Below are 22,185 nucleotides of genomic sequence, written 5' to 3' on the forward strand. Positions count from 1 at the left end.
AAACCTTTCCGAACCCCCTCCTCCGCGCAGCGCGATTCGGCTAGGTTCTCCTCCAGCGAACAGACGTTCGCACTCGGTGATACTCCTAGGGGGGACGTATGAAGAGGTCGCTGAAGGCTGCCCTGGTCAGTGCTGCCACGGTGGTGACGGTCACGGCCGTGGTTCCGGGCTCCGCGTTCGCGGCGAGCCCGCTGCCGTCGCTGTCGGACATCCAGATCGCCTCGATGGCGCCGGCCGAGCAGGCGAAGCTGCTCAACCCGCTGCGCGCGCTGGCGAGCGCCGCCGACGCGGTCGGCAAGGCGGACCTGGCCGGCGTCTACGCCGGTGTCGAGCTCAACGCGGGGGCGCACACGGTCAACGTCTACCTGACCGACCGGAGCGAGGCGAAGCGGTTCCTGGCGGCGGCCAAGGCCGCCGACCCGAGCATCGACACCAACCTGGCCCGGATCAAGCAGGCCAAGTACACGCGCCAGGCGCTGCACGAGGCCCGTGATCGCGTCCTGGGGGCGAAGGGCGAGTACGGCAACGAGCTCGACAGCGTCTCCGTGCCGTCCGACGGCAGCGGGCTGCGGATCGGTGTGAAGAACGTCGAGCGCGCCAAGCAGAAGGCGGCCGCGAGCCGGGCGCTGACCGCGAGCGACCCGGCCGGCGTCGACACGGTCCTGGAACCCTCCACCGAGGGCTCCGACATGTCGCGGCTGCGGGACACCCCGGCGTGGATCGCGGGTGAGGCCCTCACCGACGCGGGCTGGAGCAGCGGGTACAAGTGCACGTCCGGCGTGCCCACCCGGCGCAAGTCGGACAACCGCTCGTTCCTGATCACCGCCGCGCACTGCTTCTCCGACGGGGCCTCCGTCTACACGGGGTGGGAGAACGGCGGCCGGAACTACCTCGGGAACGTCGTGGCACGCGCCGACCAGTGGGACGCGATCGCGATCGACGTCCAGGGCACCGGCTGGACGGCCGGCCGTGAGTGGGACGGCCCGGTCAACAACTCCTTCACCCTGACGCTGACCAGCTCGGCGTACTCGTACAACGGTGACTTCGTCTGCCAGGACGGCTACACCACCGGCGTCATGTGCGGCATCAAGGTCGTGGACCAGGACAAGTCCTGGACCGGCAGCAACGGCGTCGGCCACCGCGGCGTCGAGGGCACCCAGGTGAGCGGCTACACCGCGATCCAGGGCGGTGACAGCGGCGGGCTGGTGTTCGGCATCACCGGCGACACCCGCCAGGCCCGCGGCATCAACAGCTGGGGCGGCGGGACCACCATCCGCTGGACCGAGGTCGTCGACATCTACAACACCTGGGGCCTGCAGCTCGCCTGAGCCGGCCTCGTGAACACCTGAGGTTTCCCCCGGGCCGGACGCGGCCCGGGGGGAACCCGCTGCTCAGCGCGGGAACGGCGCCCGTGCCACCAGGAGTCGCGGCGCGCCCGGTCCCGCCACCGCGCTCGCCCCGGCGGACCGCGGCTACGCGCGCCCGGTTCCCGAGGTCGTCCGCCAGGCCCTGCCTCAGACGCATTCGAGCGGGCGGTGCGGTCCCTCCGGCAGCTCGATCTCGATCGTGTCGCCGGGGCGGACCGGCCCGCCCTCCCGGACCACTCCCATGATCCCGGCCTTGCGCACCACGTTCCCGGCCTCGTCGCGGCCGAGGACCTGCTTCAGCAGGCCGGCCTGGAAGCGGTCGATCTGCAGGCACGGGTTGCGCAGGCCGGTGACCTCGACCACCGCCTCCGTGCCGATCCGCAGCAGCGTGCCGGTCGGCAGGCCGAGCAGGTCGATGCCGCGCGTGGTGACGTTCTCCCCCAACTGGCCGGCCGAAACGGCGAATCCCTGTTCCCCCACCGCGGTGAACAGCTCCTCGTGGATGAGGTGGACCTGCCGCAGGTTCGGCCGCGTCGGGTCCTTCGCGACGCGTGACCGGTGCTTGACGGTCACCCCCGCATGCACGTCGCCCTCCACCCCGAGCCCGGCGAGCAGCGTGATGCTGTCGCGGTTCGGCTTGGTGAAGGAGTACTCCCCGTTGCCGCTGACCGCGGCGACCGTGCCACTCATCCGTGCGAAACCTCCCACTGGGGGCGATGATCCACCCCACATCCTAGGCCCGGCTTCGCGACCGCCCGGGTGGTGCACGATCGTTTTCGGCCTCGACCCGCCCCCCGTTCCGGGCGGTGCGGGGTCAGTCGGCCACGGCCGGCACGGGCTCCGGGACCTCGACGACGAAGAAGAGGAAGCTCATCTTGGTCGAGAGGTGGTGGAAGTCCTTGGGGAACAACTCACGGGCGGCCGGGTCGGGTTGGGGTTCGCTGAGGGCGGTGAGGCGGAAGCCGGCCGCGGTGAAGGCGTCGGTCATCGCGTGCAGCGGGCGGCGCCAGAAGGTCACCGGGTAGGTCCGGCCGTCGAACGTCCACTCGTCGGTGTAGCTGGTGGTGGCGAAGTAGTCGGGCCGGGGGTTCTGGATCGCGTAGTCGACGAACGGGTGCTGGACGGAGGCGATCAGGCGGCCACCGGGCCTGAGCACCCTGCGCATCTCGGCGAGCGTCGGCCCCCAGTCCTCCAGGTAGTGCAGCACCAGCGAGGCGACCACGTCGTCGAAGGCCCCGTCCTCGAAGGGCAGTCGGTCGCCCAGGTCGCCCACGTGCAGGTCGGCGTCCTCGCCGAGGCGGCGGCGGGCCAGCTCCAGCATGCCGGCGCTGGAGTCGATGCCGGCCACGGTCGCACCGCGCTCGCGCAGGTCGGCGGAGAGGGCGCCGGAGCCGCAGCCCGCGTCCAGGATCCGGCGGCCGGCCACCTCCCCGGCGAGGGCGAGGATCGCAGGCCGGGCGTGGTAGGCGTTGAGGAGGTTGTTCTCGGTCTCCGCCGAGAACGCCTCGGCGAAGCCGTCGTAGTCGTTCACCCGAGCCGGGGCGGGCAGCTCGGGCTCGACGGAGAGTTCGGCGGGCGGCTCCGCGGCAAGCTCGGCGGGGGTCTCGGGCGCGTCGGTCAAGCGGTCCATCGTCGCAGCCTAGCCTGCCGCGGCGGGCCGGGGCGGGCGGTCGATCAAGGCCGCTGCGCGGGGCCGTTCGGGACCGTGGCCGCGACCTGACGCAGCACCACCGTCGACGACGGCATGACCGCGTACCAGGTGTTGGCGGTGTCGTCCTCGACCGGCGCCCAGGCGGCCACCACCGGGAGTTCGCAGTGGTCGCCGGGCTCCAGGGGCGGCAGGGTCCACGTCATGTCGGGGCCGCCGCCGGCGTCGACACCCCAGGTGGTGAACGAACGCGCGTACACCTCGTCGAGCAGCGCCGTCCAGCGCCGAGGGGCCTCGCGCGCCGCGGCCGCCCCGCAGATCGCCTCCTCGTCGTGACCGCCGACGGTGAGGCGGGTCCGCTCGTCCTCGACGGTGAACGCGGCCAGTGCCTGGCCGCCGTCCCAGCCCGAGTCGGCGCCGGCGGGCAGCGGAGTGGGCAGCGACGCCGAGAACCGCACCCGCCGCAGCGGCACCCGGGCGTCGATCCGCCAGACGGCCGCCCGGCAGTCGGTCAGCGGCCCCCAGGTCCCGGGGTCCAGCTCCGGGTCGTACGCGGTGAGCAGCAGTTCGACGCGGGCCGAGGGGCGGGTCCAGCGGGCGATCAGGCGGCCGTCCGGGCCGGGCAGCGTGAAGAGTTCGTCGGGCCGCGCCGGGAGGAGGGCGGCGTCCCCGAGGTCCGTCTCGAAGGCGAGCGGGCCGAACGGCGTGTCGACGGTCGGCCGGAACGGCGGCCGCAGACGGATGCGCGGGACGGCGGGGAGCAGCATCGCGTCAGCGTACCGGGGCGGTGCGCCGCTCGGGGGACTCGTACGGGCTGTGCATGGTGAGCCGGCGGATCTCCAGGTCCTGCTCCAGGTAGTCCATCCGGTGCTCCCAGAAGTCGCGCATGTGGGGCAGGGCGAGGTGGGCGTCCAGGTCCTCCTCGCTGCGCCAGGCCTCGTAGAAGACGAAGACGCCGGGGGCGTCGCGGTCCTCGTGGAAGTGGTACTCCAGGCAGCCGGGCTCCTGGCGGGTCGGCTCGACGAAGGAGAGCAGGAGCCGGCGCAGGTCGTCGACGCGTTCGGGCTTGGGGCGGGCGGTGCCGACGAGGGTGAAGGGCTGCTGGGTCACGGAGGGTCCTTTCGGGAGGTACGAGTGATCTCGTACCTCGGGACGTTAGGCGACCTGGGAGGTACGATGCAAGTCATACCTGGGAGGTGGACGACGATGCCCGACGACGAGGGGCACCCGGACACGGCGGAGATCGAGCTCGGCCGCGTCCTGGCGGCACTGGCCGACCCGCTGCGGCGGCGTGTCGTGCGGGAGCTGGCCGCCGGACCCGAGGACGGCGCGCGCACGTGCAGTTCCTTCGCCCTGCCGGTCGGCAAGGCCACGGTCACCTACCACTTCCGCACGCTGCGCGAGGCCGGGCTGGTCCGCCAGGTCGACCGGGGCAACAGCCGGATGGCCACCCTCCGTCGCGCCGACATCGAGCAGCGCTTCCCCGGGCTGCTGGCGATCCTCACGGCCGAGGAGCCACCGACCGCGGAGTGACCGGCGGCGGAGTGACCCGCGTGATGCGAGCGACCCGTCAGAACCGGGGCGGCGCGATGCGGAACAGGACGTTGCGGCGCAGCGGACCCTCGGGCGCGCCGGGGTCGTCGAAGTCCTCGGACGGGTCGGTGGTCATGCCGATCCGGCGCATCACCGCCTGGGAGCGGAGGTTGCCCGCCGTGGTGACGGCGAGGATCTCGGGCAGGGCGAGCGTCTCGAAGCCGAAGGCGAGGACCGCCCGCGCCGCTTCGGTGGCGTAGCCGTGGCCCCAGGCCGGGCGGGCGAGCCGCCAGCCGATCTCCACGCCGGTGAACGGCAGGCCGTCGTCGACGTCGTCCAGGCCGGCGAAGCCGATGAACTCCCCGGTGGCCCGGACCTCGACGGCCCACCAGCCGTAGCCGCGCCGGTCGAGGTCGGCTTCGAAGCGGGCGACGGAGGCGTCGCTCTGCTCGCGGGTGAGGATCTCGCCCAGGTGCTCGCGGACCTCGGGGTCGGCGTTCATCGCCGCCCACGGTTCGCGGTCGGCGTCACGCCACCGGCGCAGCAGGAGGCGGTCGGTGTGCAGGTCGGTCATGCCGCCCAGCCAACGTGATCGCGCCCCCGGGAGCAAGTGGGTTTCGCCGGCGCCCGGCACAGGCGCCAGGGAATGTGGCGCGGGTCACGGCAACGGCGCGGCGCGGGGGGACAGGGCATGGCTGTGGAGAATTCGATTCGCGCCGGGGTGCGCGCCGGCGACGCGGCGGCGTTCGGGCAGATCTTCGAGGATCACTCCGGCGCCGTGCACCGGCATGCGCTCCGGATGACCGGCGACTGGGCCGCCGCCGAGGACATCGTGTCGCTGACCTTCCTGGAGGCGTGGCGGCTGCGCGAGCGGGTGGCGCCGGAGGGCGGGAGTCTGTGCCCCTGGCTGCTGGGCATCGCGACCAACGTCATCCGCAACACCCGGCGGGCGGCGCGCCGGCACCGCAACACCCTCGCCAAGCTGCCACCGCCGGACGCCACGCCCGACTTCGCCGCCGAGGTCGCGGGCCGGCTGGTGGACGCGGAGCAGCTCGCCGCGGCCAAGGCCGCGCTGGGGCGGCTGCGCCCGGCCGACCGGGAGGTGTTCGCGCTCTGTGTGTGGGAGGGGCTGGACCACGCGGCCGTCGCCGAGGCGCTGGGCCGGCCGGTGGGGACGATCCGCTCGCGTCTCTCGCGCGCCCGGGCGCGGCTGCGTGAGCTGACGGAGCGCGAGTTGGCGACATCCCGCTCGGAGCGCTCCGCCCGTTCGGCAGCTCTGCTGCAACGCCCGGGCGGCGGCGGACAGTTCACAGATGGCCGCGCGCTCGCGGCCCGGTCGACGAAGGAGACTTCCCGATGAACGCCACACCCGAGGGCCTGTCCCAGCAGGCCGAGCGGGAGGAGCTGGCCCGGCTGCTGCCGGCCGCGGCGGCCCGGGGGCTCTCCCCGCACCGCCACCTCCTACGGAAGGAACATCTGATGAACGCGCTCACCAAGGACGCGCTCCCCGCCCCGGCGGTCCGTCGACGCGGGCTCGCCCTGCGCCTGGCGCTCCCGGTCGGGCTGGCCGTCGCGGCGGCGGGTATCGCCCTGACCTCCCTCCCCGGCGACCCGGCCGGCCGGGGCCGGTCCGCGGCGGCGCCTGCCGTGCCGGCCACCACGTCGCCCGCGGCCTCGCCGAGCCCGCTCGAGCGGATCACCAACGCCACCTACGAGCTCGCGAAGACCGACGACCGCATCACGATCGTCGTTCTCGACAGCACGACGCCCGTCGACACCGGCCGGCTCAAGCGCGACCTCGACCGGCTCGGCATCCGCACCCGGGTCTTCGGCGACGAACCCGGCTGCGGGTCCCTGGAGTCGATGGTCACGCCCGTTCCCAAGGACGCCGCGGGAAAGAACCCGGTGTCCCCGGTGTTCATCGAGGCGTCGACCCGCGACGGCAGGACCGTCTACTCCATCGACCGCAGCAAGCTCGATGCCGGAGGGGAACTGCTCCTCCACTTCCCGGCCGCCCAGCCCGGACCGGGCGGTGACTTCGGCGGCCTGGAGGCCGGCGTCCTGTTCGGCGCCGCCGGCTGCGCGCCCTCGGTGAGCCCTGTCCCCACCCCGTCGGCCGGCTGAGGCCGCACCGCGTGCCCGGAGCGGGACGTCGGATCCGCCGACGTCCCGCTCCGGGCACCAGCGGGTCGACGCCGCCGAGCCGCGACAAGGCCGCGCCGACCGCCCGCCGCCGTTGACCGGCCGGTCAACGGCGGTCGGCACCGGTCAACGGCGCGTCCCGCAGGTCGGGCAGAAGGCGGACCCGTCCGGCACCTCGTTGTGACAGCCGGGACAGGTGGACGGCTGCGCCAGTCGGAACCCGCAGGCCCCGCAGAACGCCGTCCCGCGCGACTCCGCCCGGCACTGCGGGCAGACCAGTTGGCGCGGAGTGGTGACGTCGTACGCCTGCCCCGCCTGCTGGCCGACCTGGTACGCCTGCTGCGACACCATGTCGTTCAGGCCCCGCTGCTGGGCGGCGACGGCCTCCGCCGCGGTGTCGGGCGAACAGCCCAGGCACAGGCCCTGGGCGCTGTTCCAGCACCGGCCGCACACGTAGTGGGTGCAGCGCGCGCAGCGGTTGAAGTGCGCCTCGGCGTTGCTGATCGCCCGTTGGAAGGCAGCGTCTCTGGAGGTGCCCCAGTTGGCGCCGGCCAGGCCGTCCGCGGCGTTGGAGATGCTGTTGCTCGCGGTGCCGCCTATCAGGTTCCAGGCCGCGCTCACGCCCCTGCTCAGCCAGCCGGCCATCTGGCCGGTGGTGAACGCCTCGAACGGCGAGCGCCAGGTGTCGTAGCACCGGGCGCAGGAGAACTCGAACTGGAACCCGGCTCCCGTCCCGTGCTGCTCGCTCAGGTCCCGGTAGTTGTTGCTGAAGTAGATCTCGCCGCTCATCGCCCGTTCCACTCAGTTCGCCTGTTGACGCGTCCAGCCGTTGGACGCACGCCACCGTCCCGCCGGTTCTGCCCGATGGTGCGGATGGGCCTGGTGGGACGTGTCGCACAGGCTATAGCGGGCCGCGTCACCGCCGGGAGGACAACCCCCGGGCGCGGGCATGCTCATGGGCATGACGCCTGAGCGGGGTGGCACGCCGCTCAGGTGTCGGATCCCCGGCAGGGCCGCCGGCTCCGGCCGTCGAATCTCCGGCTCAGGTCACCGGCTCAGGTCACCGGCTCAGGTCACCGGCTCAGGTCACCGGCGCCGGGGGCCGGCCAGGGCGTAGGCGGCGGTGCCGGTGGCGGCGAGGGTGAGGGCGGTGACGGTGGCGGGGGTCGCGTCGGGCGGGAGGAGGGGCCAGGTGAGGATCCGGGTCGCGAGGTCCGGGGCGGGCGGGACGACGAAGGAGGCGGCGAGCCCGGTGAACGGGAACAGCCAGGCGTAGGGGCGCCCGCAGCAGGCGGCGCCGAGGGCGGCGAGGCCGGTGAGGCCGGCGCTGTCGCGGACGGTGACGGCGAGGGGGCCGGGCGGCAGCACGGCGGCGACGAGCACGATGGCGAGCAGGACGTGCGCCGCCCGGCGGGGTGCCCAGCGCAGGGCGGCGGTGCGGTCCAGGGCGAGGTCCGGGCCGCCGAATCCGGCGGAGAGCGCCATCGCCCCGGCGGCGAGGAGGAGGGTGGACAGCCGCGGGCTCGCCGGGTCGGCGTCGCCGAGCCGCGCGAGGGCGGCCGGCGGAGCCAGGGCGGCGAGCGCGGCGGGCAGCCGGCGCGAGCGCGCGTACAGGATCGGCCATCTCACCGGGACGCACCGCCGGCCAGGACGTCGAGCGGGTCGTCCGTGCAGGCGACGGCGGCGGTGTGCAGGGCGACGATCCGCTGCCGCTGCTCCGCGGGCGCCAGCGCACTGAACGCCCGCCAGGCCGGGGCCGCCAGCTCGGCCTGGTCCTGCGCGCGGTGCATCGTCCCGTCGAGCGGCCGCGGTTCGTCGCCGAGGGCCCAGGCCGCCGCGATGCTCTGGGCGACCGTCTCCGGCAGTGTGCCGCTCTCGCGGTCGCCGCGGGGGCTGCAGAGCGGGGCGATGCCCTGGCCGACCAGCGCCCGGGTCAGCTCCGGTCCCCCGGCGGCGCCGATCACCGCGTCGTCGAAGTCGACGAGCAGTGCCTCGTACGGACGTTCCGGTGGGTCGCCGATGGCGCGCGGGGTGGTGGTCTCGTGGACGGTGGCCGGTGCCCGGTCGCCGAGGGCGCCGCGCAGCAGGCCCAGGGCGTCCCGGCCGGGGCCGGCCAGCTCGTCGAGGCGGGCCCGGTGGGCCGCCGTCACGCACACCGGGCCGTCGCACACCCGGGCCGTCGCGGCCCGGTCGAGGACGTAGGTGTCGCGCGGGTCGGCCGGGAGCAGGGGCAGGGCGAGCGCCGCGCCCGCGAGGAGCGGGGTGAGGGCGAGCAGCCGGGCGCGCCGGGTGCCGGCGGCCAGCAGGGCGAGACCCGTCCCGGCAAGGCCGAGCAGCCAGAGCGTCTGTCCGAGGTGCACGGGAGCGGAGAGGGTGAAGAGGGTCTGGCGGACGTCGGCGACGGTCGGCGACAGGAGCGAGAGCCGGTTCGGCACGGCGGAGGCCGGGACGGCGGCATCGGTCGTCTGGCGCAGGACGTTGGTGAGCGCGAAGCCGGCGACGGCCAGGGCGGGCGGGGTGAGGGCCGAGGGCAGGGTCCGGGCGACCCCCACGCCGAGGACCGCCCCGGCGGCGAGCGCGAGCGCGCCCACGAGCGAGATCGGCAGCCAGCCGGCGCCGGTGGACGCGGCGCCGCCGGCGAGCACCCGCACCGCGCCGAGGAGGACGAGCACCCCGAAGGCCGCGGCGACGGCCAGGGCCGTCGGGGCGACGAGGGCGGCGGCACGGTGGCGGGCCGGCCGCGGGGTGGTGGCGAGCAGTTCGACGGTCCCCGAGCGGTGGTCGCGCAACCCCTGGAGAGCCCCGAGGCCGAGGGCGAGCGGCCACAGGAACACCAGCAGGTGCCGGGTCCACAGGGCCATGGACGTCCACTGGGCCGTCCAGCGGGTGGTGCCCGTCGACCACGGCCCGTGGGCGAGTTCCAGGAAGGCGAGTGCGGCCGCCAGGACGGCGGCGCCGGCCCAGGGGGCGACGGAGCGGCGCAGTTCGGTGCGCAGCACCCGCGACGGGAGGTTCACCAGGCACCCCCCGTCCGCGCGGGGGCGGCGAGGAGCGCCGAGTAGCCGCGCTCCAGCGGGCTGTCGCCCGCGTGCTCCGGGCCACCGGCGGCGGCGAGCCGGTCCGGGGTGCCCTGGAAGACCAGACGGCCCTCGGCGAAGAGCACCACGTCGGTGCAGGCGGCTGCGACGTCCTCCACGAGGTGGGTGGAGACGACCACGCAGGCGTCCGTCCCGAGCTCCTGGAGCAGCTGGCGCAGCCGCAGCCGCTGCGCCGGGTCCAGGCCGACCGTCGGCTCGTCGAGCAGCAGCACCGCCGGGTCGTTGACGATGGCCTGGGCGATGCCGGCCCGCCGCACCATGCCGCCCGACAGCGCCTTCATCCGCTCGTCGGCGCGGTCGGCCAGGCCGACCCGCTCGACGGCGCGCTGCACGGCGGCCGGGACGTCGGCCGCGGGAACCTCCTTCAGCCAGGCCATGTACTCGACGAACTCCCGTACGGTGAAACGCCGGTAGTAGCCGAAATCCTGTGGCAGATAGCCGATCCGGCGGCGCAGCGCGCGGTACTCGCCCGGCCCGCCCAGGGACTGCCCGAGCAGTTCCAGCTCGCCACCGGCGGGGCGCAGCACGGTGGCCAGGGCGCGGATGAGGGTGGTCTTGCCCGCGCCGTTGGGGCCGAGCAGGCCGTGGACGCCGGTGCCGAGGGTCAGGTCGAGGCCGTCGACGGCCATCCGTCGGCGGCCGGCCCTGACCTTCAGTCCGTTCGCGCGGATCTGCCAGGCGTGGCGGGTGGGGGCGAGGTCGGCGGTGCTCACTGCGGGCATCGTGCGGCTCCTGTTCTTCCGGAGGTTCAACGGTTCGGCCCCTGTGCGGTGTAGGCGCCCCGGCGGGTGAGGACGACGGCGGCGCCGAGCGCGAGGAGCAGGCCCCAGCCCCACTGCGGCAGGCCGTCCGCGCGCAGGACGGAGGGCGTGTGGCCGGCGGCCAGGGCCTGCGCGGACACGGCGGCGGCCCAGGCGGCGGTCAGGGCGAGGGCGGCGCGGGTCATGCCGATCAGCCCGCCGAGCGCAAGGGCGGCGGAGGTGAACGCCAGGCAGGGCAGCAGCCACTGCGCGGCCGTCAGCCCCGTCGCCCAGCCGGCCGCGAACAGGGCGGGGATCACCACGGCGAGCACGGCGACGGTGCGGCGCAGCAGCAGTGGCAGGCCGGCCCTCGGGGTGGCGGCGGTGAGTTCGTGGGCGGGGTCGAGGCCGCGGGACCAGGAGAGCGCCACGCCGCCGACCGGCAGGACGGGGGCCAGGAGCAGAACCAGGGAGATCCGGCCGGAGCCGGGGCCGGTGAGGTCCAGCAGCAGGGCGAGCAGGGTGACGGCGAGGACCATGGCCAGCCACGGGGTCATGGCGGGGGTCGTCCACGGGGAGAGACGGGCGGTCAGGCGGCGGCGGGCGGGAACGGCCCGGTCCAGCTGTGGGGCGAGCCCGTCCCAGACGGCCTCGGTGAGCGCCGCCACGGCGGGCGCCCCGGTGGTGACGGCGGCCGACAGTCGGTCGCGGCAGGTCCGGCAGGCCTCCAGGTGGGCCTCCAGGGCCCACACCTCGTCGGTGGCGAGGCCGGCGGCGCCGCGCGCGTAGCCGTCGATGAGCCGTTCCGACGCGTGTTCCGTGCTGCTCATGCCAGTGCCTCCCGCATCGCGGTCCGCGCCCGGCGGGCGCGGGTCTTGACCGTGCCCTCGGGGAGTCCGAGGACCACCGCGGTCTCCCGGACGGACAGTCCGTCGAGCACCATCGCCTGGAGGACGTCCCTGAGTTCGGGCGCGAGGCGCCGCAGGGCGTCCCCGACGTCACCGCCGACGGTCGCCACCAGTGCCTCCTCCTCGGCGGCGGGCGCCACCCGGTGCGGGGCGGCGGCGGCCGGCGGCTCGGCGTGGTGGGCGCGGCGCCGGAAGGCGTCGACCAGGCGGCGGGCGGCGATCGTCCACAGCCAGCCGACGGCCGTGCCGCCGGTGCGGGTGCCGGTGAAGGATCCGGCCGCCCGCCACACCGCGAGGTAGGTCTCCTGCATGACCTCGGCGACGATCTGTTCGTCGGCGCAGCGGCGGCGCAGCCGCACGGCCAGCCACGGCGACGTGCGGCGGTACAGCTCCTCGAAGGCGACCCGGTCCCCCCGGGCCACCCGGCGGAGGAGGCCTTCCTCGTCCAGTTCCTGCGGCGGTGCCGCCTTGGCGCGTTTCACACCTGCTAGACGGACGGACGGGCCCGCCGGTTTTCGAGGAGACGTGATCCCGGTCACGTGAGCCGCGGCGGGTTCACGGATGACACCGTTGATGTCATGATGACACCATGAGTGTCAGTCAGGGGGTCGACGGCGGCGGCCCGGCCGTGGAGGGGCTGCTGCACGAGGTGATCCGGCGGTTGTGGCCGGTGCACCGGGTGGTCCTGCGGGCGGTCGAACGCGGGCTGGCCGGGACCGGCATGACCGCCGGGCAGCACGCGGTGCTGGACGCGCTGCGGCGCGGCGGGCCGCGGACCGTGCCGCAGCTGGCGCGGGCGCTGGACCTGGACCGGCAGCCCGTGCAGCGGCTGGTGAACGACGCCAAGGCGCTCGGGCTGGCCGAGACCGTCGCCAATCCGGAGCACCGGCGCTCCTCGCTGGTGCGGCTCACCGCGCGGGGCGAGAGCGTGCTCGCCCGCGTCCAGGAAGCCGAGCACGGAGCGCTGCGGCGCCACCTCGGCGATCTGGACCCGGACGCGGTCGCCACCGCCCTGCGGGTGCTCGACCGGCTCGGCGAGGTGTTCCAGGAACTGGAGCGAACGGCCGAGAAGCGCAATCGAAACGACCGGAACGATCAAGGAGCGGACGGAACATGACCGAAGCGCGCACCGGCACCGTACCCGTCACGGACGGCGAGCTGTCCTACGAGGTCGCGGAGGGCGCCGGACCGGCCGTCGTCCTGCTGCACGGCGGCCTGCTGGACCGGCACAGCTGGGACGAGCAGTTCACCCGGCTCGCCGCCGCCGGCCGGCACGTCGTGCGCTACGACGCCCGCGGACACGGCCGTTCCTCCACCGTCGGCGGCGACTACGCCCACCCCGACGACCTGCGGGCCCTGCTCGCCCACCTGGACGTGCCGCGCGCCGTACTGGTCGGGCTCTCGCTCGGCTCCCGGATCGCCCTGGACACCGCGCTCACCCACCCCGCGTCCGTGGCGGGCCTGGTGCTCACCGCGCCGGGCGTCAGCGGACGACCGTTCACCGACCCCTTCGTGACCCACCACACGGAGCAGCAGATCGCCGCACTGGGCGCCGGCGGCGAGCAGGGCGTGGGCCGGTTCGTGGAGCACTTCCTGCGGATGTGGGCGGACGGCCCGCACCGCTCCCCCGCCCAGGTGGACGGCGCGCTGCGGGAGCGGCTGCGCGCCTCGGTGACCGCCAACGTGCTGCGCCACGCGGCCGGCTTCGGCGCCGGGCGCCCGCGGGAGGCCGGCGCGGCCGGGCGCCTCGGCGAGCTGGGGGCGCCGACGCTGGTCCTGACCGGCGAACTGGACGGCGCGGACATCCTGGCCAACGCCCGCGCCATAGCCGACGGCGCCCCGCACGCCCGCGAGCTGGTCCTGCCCGGCGCCGCGCACATGGTCCCGCTGGAGTGCCCCGACCTCTTCGAACGCGAGCTGGACGGCTTCCTCGCCGCCCTCTGAAGGAAGGCCTACCCGGCGGGCGCGCCCGGAAGGTCCTCGGGGGCCCAGGGCCCGCCGGTCCTCGCCGTGACGGACCTCGCCGGCACGCCGACGGCCAGGACGGTGCCGCCGAGCAGCAGGCCGATCGAACCGAGGACGCCGGCCGAACGCTCCCCTTCGCGACAGCCCCGACGTGGCCGGCAGCGGTGACGGGAGTCCCCGGCCCGCTCAGCCCGCGAGGCCGTGGCCGACCAGGCGGCTGCGCAGGCCCGCCAGCTCGCGCCGGACCAGCGGCGGCAGCCCGGCCTCGCCGTCGCCCGCCGCAAGGACCGACCGGACCAGTTCGGCGGCGGCCCGCGGGTCGTGCGCGATCAGGTGGCAGTCGGCCACCCGGACGGTGAACAGCAGGCGCAACGAGGGCAGTTGGTCGGGAGCGAGCAGGGCGAGCGCGGTCTCGGCGGCGTGCACGGCGCGCCGGGCGAGCCGGGGGTCGTCGACCGCCGCGGCGGCGTCGCGCAGGGCGGCGGCGGCGCCCGCCTCGACCCGCAGCCGCATCGAGGCGATGGAGAGCCAGGCGGCGTCGGACTCGTCGTGGACCCCGATGTGGTCGAGGTGGTGGCGGGCGCGGGCGATGTGACGGACGGTGGACCGCACGTCGCCGGTCATCGCATGGGCACGGGCCAGGCCGATCTGGCCCATCGCGCCGGCCCAGTGCCGGGTGGGGGCGACCCGGACGATCTCGTGGGCGTAGCCGAGGGCGGCGCCGGGGTCGCCGTCGAGGCGGGCGAGGAAGCTCATGTCGCTGAGCGCGGCGACCTGGGTGGCGGCGTCCTCGGCGAGTTCGGCCCAGCCGAGGGCGCGGGAGAAGCAGGCCATCGCGGTGGCGTTGCGGCCGTCCTGCATCCGCAGCGCGCCGGCGGCGTGGGCGTACTCGCCGGCGAGCCGGGCGAGCGGGCGGCGGGCGGGGCCGGCCGGGTGCACGGCCAGGCGGCGCAGGACGACGCGCAGGGTGTCCTCGACGGCCTCGGTGCCGGGGGTGCCGGGGCCGTCGCCGGCCCGCAGGTGGGCGGCGAGCAGGCCGGCGAGGGCGTGCACGGTGTCGGGGTCCAGCGGTGGCGCGGCGGCCGGGTCGGCGGCGCGGAAGGCGGCGTGCAGGACGGCGAGGTCGGCCGGCGGGGGGACGTCGCAGCCCGCGGCGTCGTGGAGCGGACAGAGCAGCCCGTAGTCGGGGAGGCGGACCGGCAGTTGGGGGGCGAGGCCGGGCGGCAGGGCGGGGACCAGGGCGGCGACGGGCGGGCCGGGCAGCGGGGCGCGGGTCCAGTCGCCGGGGGCGGTCGGCGGCTCGGCGGGGGCGGGGGCGGCCGGCGGCCCGGCCGGTACGGGCAGCGCGCCCTCCTCGGCGCGCCGGCAGGCGTCGCGCAGTTCGCCGCCGGCGAGCAGCAGGTCGTCGAGACGGTCGGCGATCCGGGGGCTGGTGCGGCGGGTGCCGTGTTCGAGCTTGCTGACCGCCGTGTGGTCGTAGCCGATCTCGGCGCCGAGCTGGGCCTGGGTGAGACCGGCACGACGACGCCACTGGCGCAGGCGAAGCCCGAAGGCCCGCCAGGCCTCGTCCTCGGCGGGCTTGGTCGACGCCCGGTTCCGGTGCACGGGGCTGCCCTCCCGAGTGCGTTCCGGGCCCTCCCGGTAGGGAGGTCCGCTGAGGAGGACGGTACTGGACGAGGGCCTCCGGCGTACATGAGATGGTCTCAACCACTTTCGGTTACTGGTCTCTACCTCTTCCCCCTTTGGTCTCAACCTCTTCAGGCGCCGGCCCCGGCCTCCCCCGCCGCCCCGGGCCGGGCCGGGCCGCCGCCTCCGACCTGCCCGGACGCCCCGTCAGACCTCAATTCCCGGCCCGGAAAAGGTTCCTGACGTCACTTGACGGAACTTGCCAACCGTCCGCAGCGCACGCCCGGACCGTTGACCGGGCCATGACGGCGTGTGAGGGTTCCGGCACCCGAGCGCGGACGCCCGCACACAGCCGCCCCCCAAACGGCCCCGCGGTGAGCGCCCTGACGGCACACCGTCCGCGATCGAGCACCCCCACGTTCGAGGAGCCTCGGAATGAAACGCAGATTGCTGACGGCGGGAACCACCCTGGCCGTCGTGGCCGGCATGCTGACCGCCACCGCGGTCGGCCAGGCCGCCGCCGACCCCGGCCCGGCCGTCTCGGCGCCGCCCAGCGCCCTGGCCGCCGCCGTCAACGCCGCCGACCTGGCGGCCTCGGCGGGCTTGGACGCCCTGGCCAAGGGCCCGGACGAGACCTATGAGCGCCAGTCCGTGACCCCCTGGCTGGGCGGTCTCTACTCGGTCGCCTACCAGCGCACCTACAAGGGCCTGCCGGTGGTCGGCGGCGACGCCGTCGTGCTCGCCGACGGCCAGGGCAAGGTCCGCGGGCTGCAGTCCGCCTCCTCCGGCCCGGTCGGCGTGCCCACCACCGCGCTGGTCAGCGCCGCCGACGCGGAGAAGACCGCCCGCACCAAGCTGGCCAAGGTCGACGGCGTGCAGTCCCGCCGCTTGGTCGTCCGGGTCCAGGACGGCGCCGGCCGGCTCGCCTGGGAGACCGTGCTCACCGGCAGCAACGGCAGCGCCCCGAGCACCCTGCACGTCTTCGTCGACGCCCGCAGCGGCGAGGTCGTCGACAGCTACGACGACGCCCGCGCCGGCACGCTCAACTCCAAGTGGAACGGCCCGAACCCCACCATCAACACCACGGGTTCCGGCAGCTCCTACTCGCTGCGCGACCCCGGCCGCCCCGGCCTGAGCTGCGCCGACAACGCCACCGGCCAGGTCTTCACCAAGTCCTCCGACTCCTGGGGCACCGGCAGCCCCACCAGCAAGGAGACCGGCTGCGGCGACGCCATGTTCGCGGCCCAGAAGGAATGGGACATGCTCCGCGACTGGCTCGGTCGCAACGGGCACGACGGCAACGGCGGCAGCTGGCCCGTCAAGGTCGGCCTGGCCGACGTCAACGCCTACTGGGACGGCTCCTCGGTCTCCATCGGCCACAGCAACGCCAACGAGTGGATCTCCTCGATCGACGTCGTCGGCCACGAGTTCGGCCACGGCATCGACCAGTTCACCCCCGGCGGCGCCAACAACGAGAACGGCCTGGGCGAGGGCACCGGCGACATCTTCGGCGCGCTCACCGAGGCCTACGCCAACCAGCCCGCCCCGTACGACAGCCCCGACTACCTCGTCGGCGAGATGATCAACCTCGTCGGCAGCGGCCCGATCCGCAACATGTACAACCCCTCGCTGGTCAGCAACAACCCCAACTGCTACTCGTCCTCGATCCCGAGCACCGAGGTGCACGCGGCCGCCGGCCCGCTGAACCACTGGTTCTACCTGCTCGCCGAGGGCTCCAACCCCGGCGGCGGCAAGCCCACCAGCCCCACCTGCAACAGCTCCAGCGTCACCGGCGTCGGCATCAAGGACGCCGGCCGGATCTTCTACGGCGGCATGCTGCTCAAGACCAGCGGCATGACCTACAAGCGCTACCGCACCACCACCCTGACCGCCGCCAAGAACCTCGACTCCACCTGCAACCTGTTCAACCGCACCAAGGCCGCCTGGGACGCCGTCAGCGTCCCCGCCCAGACCGGCGACCCGACCTGCACCGGCCAGGTCAGCGACTTCTCCCTCGCGCTGAACCCGGGCTCCGGCCAGGTCCAGCCCGGCTCCTCGGCCACCGCGACGGTCGGCACGCAGGTGACCCAGGGCAGCGCCCAGAGCGTCAACCTGACCGCCTCCGGCGCCCCGAGCGGCGCGAGCGTCAGCTTCAGCCCGTCCTCGGTGCAGACCGGCGCCTCCGCCACGATGACCGTCTCCACCAGCGCGACCACCGCGCCGGGCAGCTACGTCATCACGGTCACCGCCACCGGCCAGGCCACCCACACCGCGCAGTACACGCTGACGGTCGGCGGCGGCAACCCCGGCGGCAGCGCGCCCGACATCAGCGTCACCAACGTCCAGGCGCACCTGGCCCAGCTCAACAGCATCGCCTCGCAGAACGGCAGCAACCGGCGCACCGGCACCAGCGGGTACAGCCAGTCGCTGGCCTACGTGAAGGCCAAGCTCCAGGCGGCCGGCTACCAGGTCAGCGAGCAGACCTGCGGCACCTGCAGCTACACCGCCAACAACCTGATCGCCGACTGGCCCGGCGGCCCGTCCGACCAGGTCACCATGTTCGGCGCGCACCTGGACGGCGTCAGCGCCGGCCCGGGCATCAACGACAACGGCTCCGGTTCGGCCGTCCTGCTGGAGAACGCGCTCGTCCTCGCCCAGCAGAACCCGACCCTGACCCGCCACGTGCGGTTCGCCTGGTGGACCGGCGAGGAGCAGGGCCTGCAGGGCTCGCAGTACTACGTGAGCCAGCTCGGATCCGCCCAGCGCAGCGCCATCAAGGGCTACTACAACTTCGACATGGTCGGCTCGCCCAACGCCGGCTACTTCATCAACAACGTCAACTCCACCACCTCGGCGCCGATGAAGGCGTACTGGGACTCGCTGAACCTCCAGCCGGAGGAGAACGTCGAGGGCCAGGGCCGCTCGGACGACGCCTCGTTCCAGTCCGCCGGCATCCCGACCTCGGGCTACGCGGCGGGCGCCAGCGCCACCAAGACCTCGGCCCAGGCCGCGAAGTGGGGCGGCACGGCGGGCCGCGCGTACGACTCCTGCTACCACTCGTCGTGCGACACCACCAGCAACATCAACGCCACCGTGCTGGACCGCAGCGCCGACGGCGTCGCCTACACCCTGTGGAAGACCTCGGTCGGCAGCGGCCCGATCCCGACCAACGACTTCTCGGTCTCGGTCAACCCGGCCACCGGCAACGTCAAGCCGGGCGCTTCCACCACCGCCACGGTGAGCACCCAGACCACCTCCGGCTCCGCCCAGACGGTGAACCTCGCCGTCTCCGGCGCGCCGGCCGGGGTGACCGCCTCGGTCAGCCCGTCCTCGGTGCAGTCCGGCGGCTCCGCGACGCTCAGCATCGCGGTCGGCTCGTCGGTCCCGAACGGGACGTACAACCTGACCGTGACCGGCACCGGTTCGGTCTCCCACACCAGCAGCTACTCGCTGGTGGTCACCTCCGACCCGGGCCCCGGTGGCGGCACCTGGACCCCGGGCACCACGTACCAGGCGGGTGACGTCGTCACCTGGAACGGCGTGAGCTACCGGTGCCTCCAGGGCCACACGGCCCAGGTGGGCTGGGAGCCCAACATCGTCCCGGCCCTCTGGCAGGCGATCTGAGCGGACCGGATCGTCTCCGGGACGGGATAAGGGCGGTGCCGCGGTTCGTCGAGGGGGACGGGCCGCGGCACCGCCGCACGTTCGGGCGGCGGTTCGGCGGGAGCGCGGCGGGAGCACGGCGGCTGACGTAGAGTCGGCGCGGGCCGTCCGTCGCCGACCGAGGAGAGCTGCTGTGACCACGACCGCGAACCCCGGCTCATCGCCCGCAGCGCCCATGCCCGAGCTGGCGCCGGCGGAGGTCGCCCAGTGGCGCGCCGAGGAGGCCGAGCTGATCGAGCTGCTGACCCGCACCCGGCAGCGGCTCGGCGGCGTCGCCGCGTTCCGGATCGGCCCGCGGCCCACCGTCCTGGTCACCGACCCCGAGGCCGTCCAACACGTGCTCGGCCGGCACCCCGAGCGCTACGTCAAGCGCTCGCACCGCGCCCGGATGCTCGCCGGGGACGGCGTGCTCTCCGCGAGCGGCGACGCCTGGAAGCGCCAACGGCGCATGCTGCAGGCCCAGTTCACCGGCCCAGGGATGCGCCGCTACGAGCAGCGGATCGCCGCCGCGGCCCGCCGCACCGCCGACCGCTGGGCCGGGTACGCGCAGAGCGGGGAGCGCGTCGACATCGGCGAGCAGATGCGCCACTTCGCCCTCGACACCATCTGGCGCGCGCTCACCGGCCACCCGCTGGACGCCGCCACCGAGCGCGAACTCGACCGCATCCCCGTCGTCGTCGCCGCCCTCCCCCAACTGCCAGACGGCGCACGGGCCCACGACGCCGTCGCCGGCGACCTGGCGCGGATCGACGCCGTCGCCCATGCCGCCGTCGACGCCGCCCGCCGCCGCGAGGACGGCCCCGACGGCCCCGGGGTGCTGCGCGACCTGCTCGACGCCGCCGAGCACCACCCCGAGTACACCGACCGGCTGATCCGCGACGAGCTCGTCACCCTGCTCGTCGCCGGCCACGAGACCACCGCCACCACCCTCACCTGGCTGTACCTGCTGCTCGACGCCCATCCCGACGCCCGGACGTGGGCCCTCGCGGCCGGCCCGGAGGGCTCGCCCGAGCGGCGCGAGGCGGTGCAGGCGCTGGTCAGCGAGACACTGCGGCTCTACCCGTCCGCGTGGATCCTCCCCCGGCACGCGCTCACCGACGACACCCTCGCCGGCCACCACGTCGAGGCCGGCACCGACCTGCTGGTCTGCCCCTACCTGACCCACCGCGACCCGGCCCTGTGGCCCGACCCCGAGCGCTTCGACCCCACCCGCTTCACCCCGGGCGGAACCCGCCCCGCCCACCTCGGCGCCTACTTCCCCTTCGGCCTGGGCGCCCGCGCCTGCCTGGGCACCCAGTTCGCCCTCCGCGAGTCCACCGCCCTGCTCGAACTCCTGCTCCCCGCCCACACGGTGGACTTCCGGAGCACCCCGGCGGGCGCCGTCTGGGGCATCACCGTCCGCCCCGACGGCCCGACCCCGGCGGTCCTGACGGCAGCCACCGGCGGCTGAGCAGCACAGCAGGGACACCGACGGGGCCCTCGCCGGCGGCGGGGGCTACGCCGGGCCGGCCGGGTGCCCGGGCTCGAGGACGAAGACCGGGATCACGCGGTCGGTCTTCTCCTGGTACTCGGCGTACGGCGGGTACGCGGCGACCGCGCGCCGCCACCACTCGTCCCGCTCGTCCCCGGCGATCTCACGGGCCGTCATGTCCCGGCGTTCCGGGCCGTCCTGGAGCTCCACCCCCGGGTTGGCCTTGACGCTGAAGTACCAGTCCGGGTGGCTCGGGAAGCCGCCCTTCGAGGCCACCGCCGCGTACCGCCCCCCGTGCTCCACGCGCATCACCGGGACCTTGTGGATCCTGCCGCTCTTCGCGCCGCGCATCGTGACGATGACGACCGGCAGGCCGGTGTCCCGCAGCGTCGTGCCCCGGGTTCCGCCCGAACTCTCGTACAGCTCGACCTGCTCGCGCACCCACTGCGCCGGACTCGGCTCGTACTCGCCCTCAAGCGGCATGACCTTCACTCCATCGTCGTGAGCGGACTGCCTCAAGTGTGACGGCAAAGCGCCGGTGCCGCACCCGTTCCGGTGTCCGTGCAGGTCGCGGTGGTCACTGCAGCCCGCGGCGGCGGCGACGTCGGGCGCCGCGGCCTGCTCGACGGCTGACGGACGGGCCCGACCGGTCGGTCGCTATGCTGCGGAGCATGGACATCGTGATCCCGCTCTTCGAGGGCTTCGAACCGCTCGACGCGATCGGACCCTACGAGATTCTCGCGCTCGTGCCCGGTGCCACCGTCCGTTTCGTCACCGCCGAACCCGGCCTGGTGCGGGACACGTTCGGCGCGCTGCCGGTGCAGGTCCCGACCGCGTACTCCGAGGTGGAGCGCTGCGACGTCCTGCTGATCCCGGGCGGGGGCGGCATCCGGCCCATGCTCGCCGATCCCGCCTTCCTCGACTGGGTGCGCCGGATCCACGCCGGCACCCGGTTCACCACCTCGGTCTGCACCGGTTCCGTGGTGCTGGGCGCGGCCGGTCTGCTGAAGGGCCTGACCGCGACCACGCACTGGGCGGCGACCGCCGAACTGGAGTCCCACGGCGCCGTCTACACCGCCGACCGGGTGGTCCGCCACGACCGGCTGATCACCGCGGCCGGGGTCTCCTCCGGCATCGACATGGCCGTCCGGCTGGCCGCCCTGCTCACGGACGAGGTCACCGCCCAGGCGATCCAGCTCTGCACCGAGTACGACCCGCAGCCCCCCTTCGACACCGGCTCGGTGGAGAAGGCCCCGGCCGAGGTGCTCGCCCGCGCGCAGGAACTCGGCCAGGCGCCGCCGGACCCGCTGTTGCGCCCCTACGGCGCGCAGCGGGAGCGCGCGCCCCGGGCGCACGCCCACACCTCTCCCGCCGAGGAGGCGTAACGCGGGCGGCGGGTGGAACAGTGGGAGACCGGGAGCGGCGGCCGCGTCACGCGCGCCACTCCCCCGACCGCTGTCCCGCAAGCCCCACCGTTCGCACAAGGACGTGCCCATGAGCGACGACCCCGCCGGCCTCGCCGTCACCGACCAGATCAGGGCCGCGGGCGATCACGCCGAACGCCTGCTCATCGCCTCGGGACGCCCCGCCCCCGTCCGGACCACACCCGACCGCGCCGCGCCGTGGTTCCACGAGACCCGGGCGGTGATGCTCCGTGCCGAGGCGGACGGCACCCTGCGCCACTGCGACCACCTCGCCGCCCCGCAGCCGACCGCCATCCTGGCGGAGGCGGCGGACCGGCTGGTCTGCTGGGACTGCTACACCAGGGCGCAGGCCCTGCGCAGCTGCCACATCTGCGGCGGCCCGGCGGGGACGAAGTCGCTGTACGGCGGCGTCGAGGCGGTGATCCGCGGCCCGGCGGCCGTCTACTCGCGCGTCGTCTGCCGGTCCTGCGCCGAACCGGCGGGCCCCCGCGGCACCTTCGGCAACGGCGGCTGACCCGCGGGGACGAGCGCGCCCGGGGTGCCGGGAGGCTTCCTCCGAGCGCCCCCGTGCCCACCGGATCCCCCGTGGAACGGCGCTGA

The 22,185-nt window shown here is 74.8% G+C and carries 23 protein-coding genes; 10 read left to right on the forward strand and 13 right to left on the reverse strand.

Annotated elements, in window-relative coordinates; all coding sequences use genetic code 11:
* Window positions 1–98: 98 nt before the first annotated feature.
* Entirely contained in the window at window positions 99–1,328 is a 1,230-nt protein-coding gene (locus tag ACFVUH_RS14525; protein WP_387913416.1) for a hypothetical protein, read from the forward strand.
* Between the two features lie 186 nt (window positions 1,329–1,514).
* Here the strand turns inward: ACFVUH_RS14525 and ACFVUH_RS14530 are convergent, their stop codons facing one another.
* From ACFVUH_RS14530 to ACFVUH_RS14545, 4 genes are all read right to left on the reverse strand, one after another.
* Window positions 1,515–2,057 carry an MOSC domain-containing protein gene (locus tag ACFVUH_RS14530; RefSeq protein WP_387913418.1) on the reverse strand — a complete coding sequence of 181 codons (543 nt, stop codon included), beginning with the start codon at window positions 2,055–2,057 and terminating at the stop codon, window positions 1,515–1,517.
* Between the two features lie 124 nt (window positions 2,058–2,181).
* Window positions 2,182–2,997 carry a class I SAM-dependent methyltransferase gene (locus ACFVUH_RS14535; protein ID WP_387913420.1) on the reverse strand — a complete coding sequence of 272 codons (816 nt, stop codon included), beginning with the start codon at window positions 2,995–2,997 and terminating at the stop codon, window positions 2,182–2,184.
* Window positions 2,998–3,041: 44 nt separating this feature from the next.
* On the reverse strand, window positions 3,042–3,782 hold the full coding sequence (locus ACFVUH_RS14540; RefSeq protein ID WP_387913421.1) for a hypothetical protein: 741 nt from the start codon (window positions 3,780–3,782) through the stop codon (window positions 3,042–3,044).
* A 4-nt stretch (window positions 3,783–3,786) separates the two neighbouring features.
* Entirely contained in the window at window positions 3,787–4,125 is a 339-nt protein-coding gene (locus ACFVUH_RS14545) for a putative quinol monooxygenase (protein ID WP_387913423.1), read from the reverse strand.
* A 96-nt stretch (window positions 4,126–4,221) separates the two neighbouring features.
* Here ACFVUH_RS14545 and ACFVUH_RS14550 point away from each other — a divergent pair, with 96 nt between their 5' ends.
* Window positions 4,222–4,548: an ArsR/SmtB family transcription factor gene (locus ACFVUH_RS14550; protein WP_387913425.1), complete on the forward strand. Its 327-nt coding sequence runs from the start codon at window positions 4,222–4,224 to the stop codon at window positions 4,546–4,548.
* A 37-nt stretch (window positions 4,549–4,585) separates the two neighbouring features.
* Here the strand turns inward: ACFVUH_RS14550 and ACFVUH_RS14555 are convergent, their stop codons facing one another.
* Window positions 4,586–5,122, reverse strand: a complete 537-nt coding sequence (locus ACFVUH_RS14555; RefSeq protein WP_355363028.1) for a GNAT family N-acetyltransferase — start codon at window positions 5,120–5,122, stop codon at window positions 4,586–4,588.
* A gap of 117 nt (window positions 5,123–5,239) precedes the next feature.
* On the opposite strand from ACFVUH_RS14555, the gene ACFVUH_RS14560 reads away from it, so the two are divergent.
* Both ACFVUH_RS14560 and ACFVUH_RS14565 read left to right on the forward strand, forming a co-directional pair.
* Window positions 5,240–5,908, forward strand: coding sequence for an RNA polymerase sigma factor (locus ACFVUH_RS14560; RefSeq protein WP_387913427.1), 669 nt, complete (start codon window positions 5,240–5,242; stop codon window positions 5,906–5,908).
* On the forward strand, window positions 5,905–6,672 hold the full coding sequence (locus tag ACFVUH_RS14565; RefSeq protein WP_387913429.1) for a hypothetical protein: 768 nt from the start codon (window positions 5,905–5,907) through the stop codon (window positions 6,670–6,672). Before ACFVUH_RS14560 ends, ACFVUH_RS14565 begins: the two co-directional genes overlap by 4 nt.
* Before the next feature lie 144 nt (window positions 6,673–6,816).
* Here the strand turns inward: ACFVUH_RS14565 and ACFVUH_RS14570 are convergent, their stop codons facing one another.
* The 6 genes from ACFVUH_RS14570 to ACFVUH_RS14595 form a co-directional block, all read right to left on the reverse strand.
* Window positions 6,817–7,479 (reverse strand): zinc ribbon domain-containing protein, encoded by a 663-nt coding sequence (locus ACFVUH_RS14570; protein ID WP_355363024.1) that lies wholly within the window; start codon window positions 7,477–7,479, stop codon window positions 6,817–6,819.
* A 297-nt stretch (window positions 7,480–7,776) separates the two neighbouring features.
* Complete coding sequence (locus ACFVUH_RS14575; protein ID WP_387913431.1) at window positions 7,777–8,319, reverse strand: hypothetical protein; 543 nt, start codon at window positions 8,317–8,319, stop codon at window positions 7,777–7,779.
* Window positions 8,316–9,707: a hypothetical protein gene (locus ACFVUH_RS14580; protein WP_387913432.1), complete on the reverse strand. Its 1,392-nt coding sequence runs from the start codon at window positions 9,705–9,707 to the stop codon at window positions 8,316–8,318. The genes ACFVUH_RS14575 and ACFVUH_RS14580 overlap by 4 nt, the downstream gene beginning before the upstream one ends.
* Window positions 9,704–10,510 carry an ABC transporter ATP-binding protein gene (locus ACFVUH_RS14585; protein ID WP_387913434.1) on the reverse strand — a complete coding sequence of 269 codons (807 nt, stop codon included), beginning with the start codon at window positions 10,508–10,510 and terminating at the stop codon, window positions 9,704–9,706. The genes ACFVUH_RS14580 and ACFVUH_RS14585 overlap by 4 nt, the downstream gene beginning before the upstream one ends.
* A 26-nt stretch (window positions 10,511–10,536) precedes the next feature.
* Window positions 10,537–11,358, reverse strand: a complete 822-nt coding sequence (locus ACFVUH_RS14590; RefSeq protein WP_387913435.1) for a zf-HC2 domain-containing protein — start codon at window positions 11,356–11,358, stop codon at window positions 10,537–10,539.
* Window positions 11,355–11,858, reverse strand: a complete 504-nt coding sequence (locus ACFVUH_RS14595; protein ID WP_355363307.1) for an RNA polymerase sigma factor — start codon at window positions 11,856–11,858, stop codon at window positions 11,355–11,357. Before ACFVUH_RS14595 ends, ACFVUH_RS14590 begins: the two co-directional genes overlap by 4 nt.
* A gap of 167 nt (window positions 11,859–12,025) precedes the next feature.
* Here ACFVUH_RS14595 and ACFVUH_RS14600 point away from each other — a divergent pair, with 167 nt between their 5' ends.
* Both ACFVUH_RS14600 and ACFVUH_RS14605 read left to right on the forward strand, forming a co-directional pair.
* Window positions 12,026–12,553 carry a MarR family winged helix-turn-helix transcriptional regulator gene (locus tag ACFVUH_RS14600; RefSeq protein WP_387913437.1) on the forward strand — a complete coding sequence of 176 codons (528 nt, stop codon included), beginning with the start codon at window positions 12,026–12,028 and terminating at the stop codon, window positions 12,551–12,553.
* Window positions 12,550–13,380, forward strand: coding sequence for an alpha/beta fold hydrolase (locus ACFVUH_RS14605; RefSeq protein WP_387913438.1), 831 nt, complete (start codon window positions 12,550–12,552; stop codon window positions 13,378–13,380). The genes ACFVUH_RS14600 and ACFVUH_RS14605 overlap by 4 nt, the downstream gene beginning before the upstream one ends.
* A 207-nt stretch (window positions 13,381–13,587) precedes the next feature.
* Here ACFVUH_RS14605 and ACFVUH_RS14610 read toward each other — a convergent pair whose 3' ends face one another.
* Entirely contained in the window at window positions 13,588–15,006 is a 1,419-nt protein-coding gene (locus tag ACFVUH_RS14610; protein WP_387913439.1) for a helix-turn-helix domain-containing protein, read from the reverse strand.
* 456 nt (window positions 15,007–15,462) lie between these two features.
* Here ACFVUH_RS14610 and ACFVUH_RS14615 point away from each other — a divergent pair, with 456 nt between their 5' ends.
* Window positions 15,463–18,651: a M28 family peptidase gene (locus tag ACFVUH_RS14615; RefSeq protein ID WP_387913441.1), complete on the forward strand. Its 3,189-nt coding sequence runs from the start codon at window positions 15,463–15,465 to the stop codon at window positions 18,649–18,651.
* A 172-nt stretch (window positions 18,652–18,823) separates the two neighbouring features.
* Window positions 18,824–20,140 (forward strand): cytochrome P450, encoded by a 1,317-nt coding sequence (locus ACFVUH_RS14620; protein WP_387913443.1) that lies wholly within the window; start codon window positions 18,824–18,826, stop codon window positions 20,138–20,140.
* Window positions 20,141–20,185: 45 nt separating this feature from the next.
* On the opposite strand, the gene ACFVUH_RS14625 is transcribed toward ACFVUH_RS14620, so the two are convergent.
* Complete coding sequence (locus ACFVUH_RS14625) at window positions 20,186–20,644, reverse strand: nitroreductase family deazaflavin-dependent oxidoreductase (protein ID WP_387913445.1); 459 nt, start codon at window positions 20,642–20,644, stop codon at window positions 20,186–20,188.
* A 188-nt stretch (window positions 20,645–20,832) separates the two neighbouring features.
* Between ACFVUH_RS14625 and ACFVUH_RS14630 the strand changes: the two genes are divergently transcribed.
* Complete coding sequence (locus ACFVUH_RS14630; protein ID WP_387913447.1) at window positions 20,833–21,546, forward strand: DJ-1/PfpI family protein; 714 nt, start codon at window positions 20,833–20,835, stop codon at window positions 21,544–21,546.
* Window positions 21,547–21,655: 109 nt separating this feature from the next.
* A complete protein-coding gene (locus tag ACFVUH_RS14635) occupies window positions 21,656–22,099 on the forward strand; it encodes a hypothetical protein (RefSeq protein ID WP_355365280.1) in 444 nt (147 codons plus the stop codon).
* The last annotated feature ends 86 nt before the right edge of the window (window positions 22,100–22,185 follow it).

The sequence above is a fragment of the Kitasatospora sp. NPDC058032 genome (assembly GCF_042885845.1).
In the GTDB taxonomy this organism is placed as follows: domain Bacteria; phylum Actinomycetota; class Actinomycetes; order Streptomycetales; family Streptomycetaceae; genus Kitasatospora.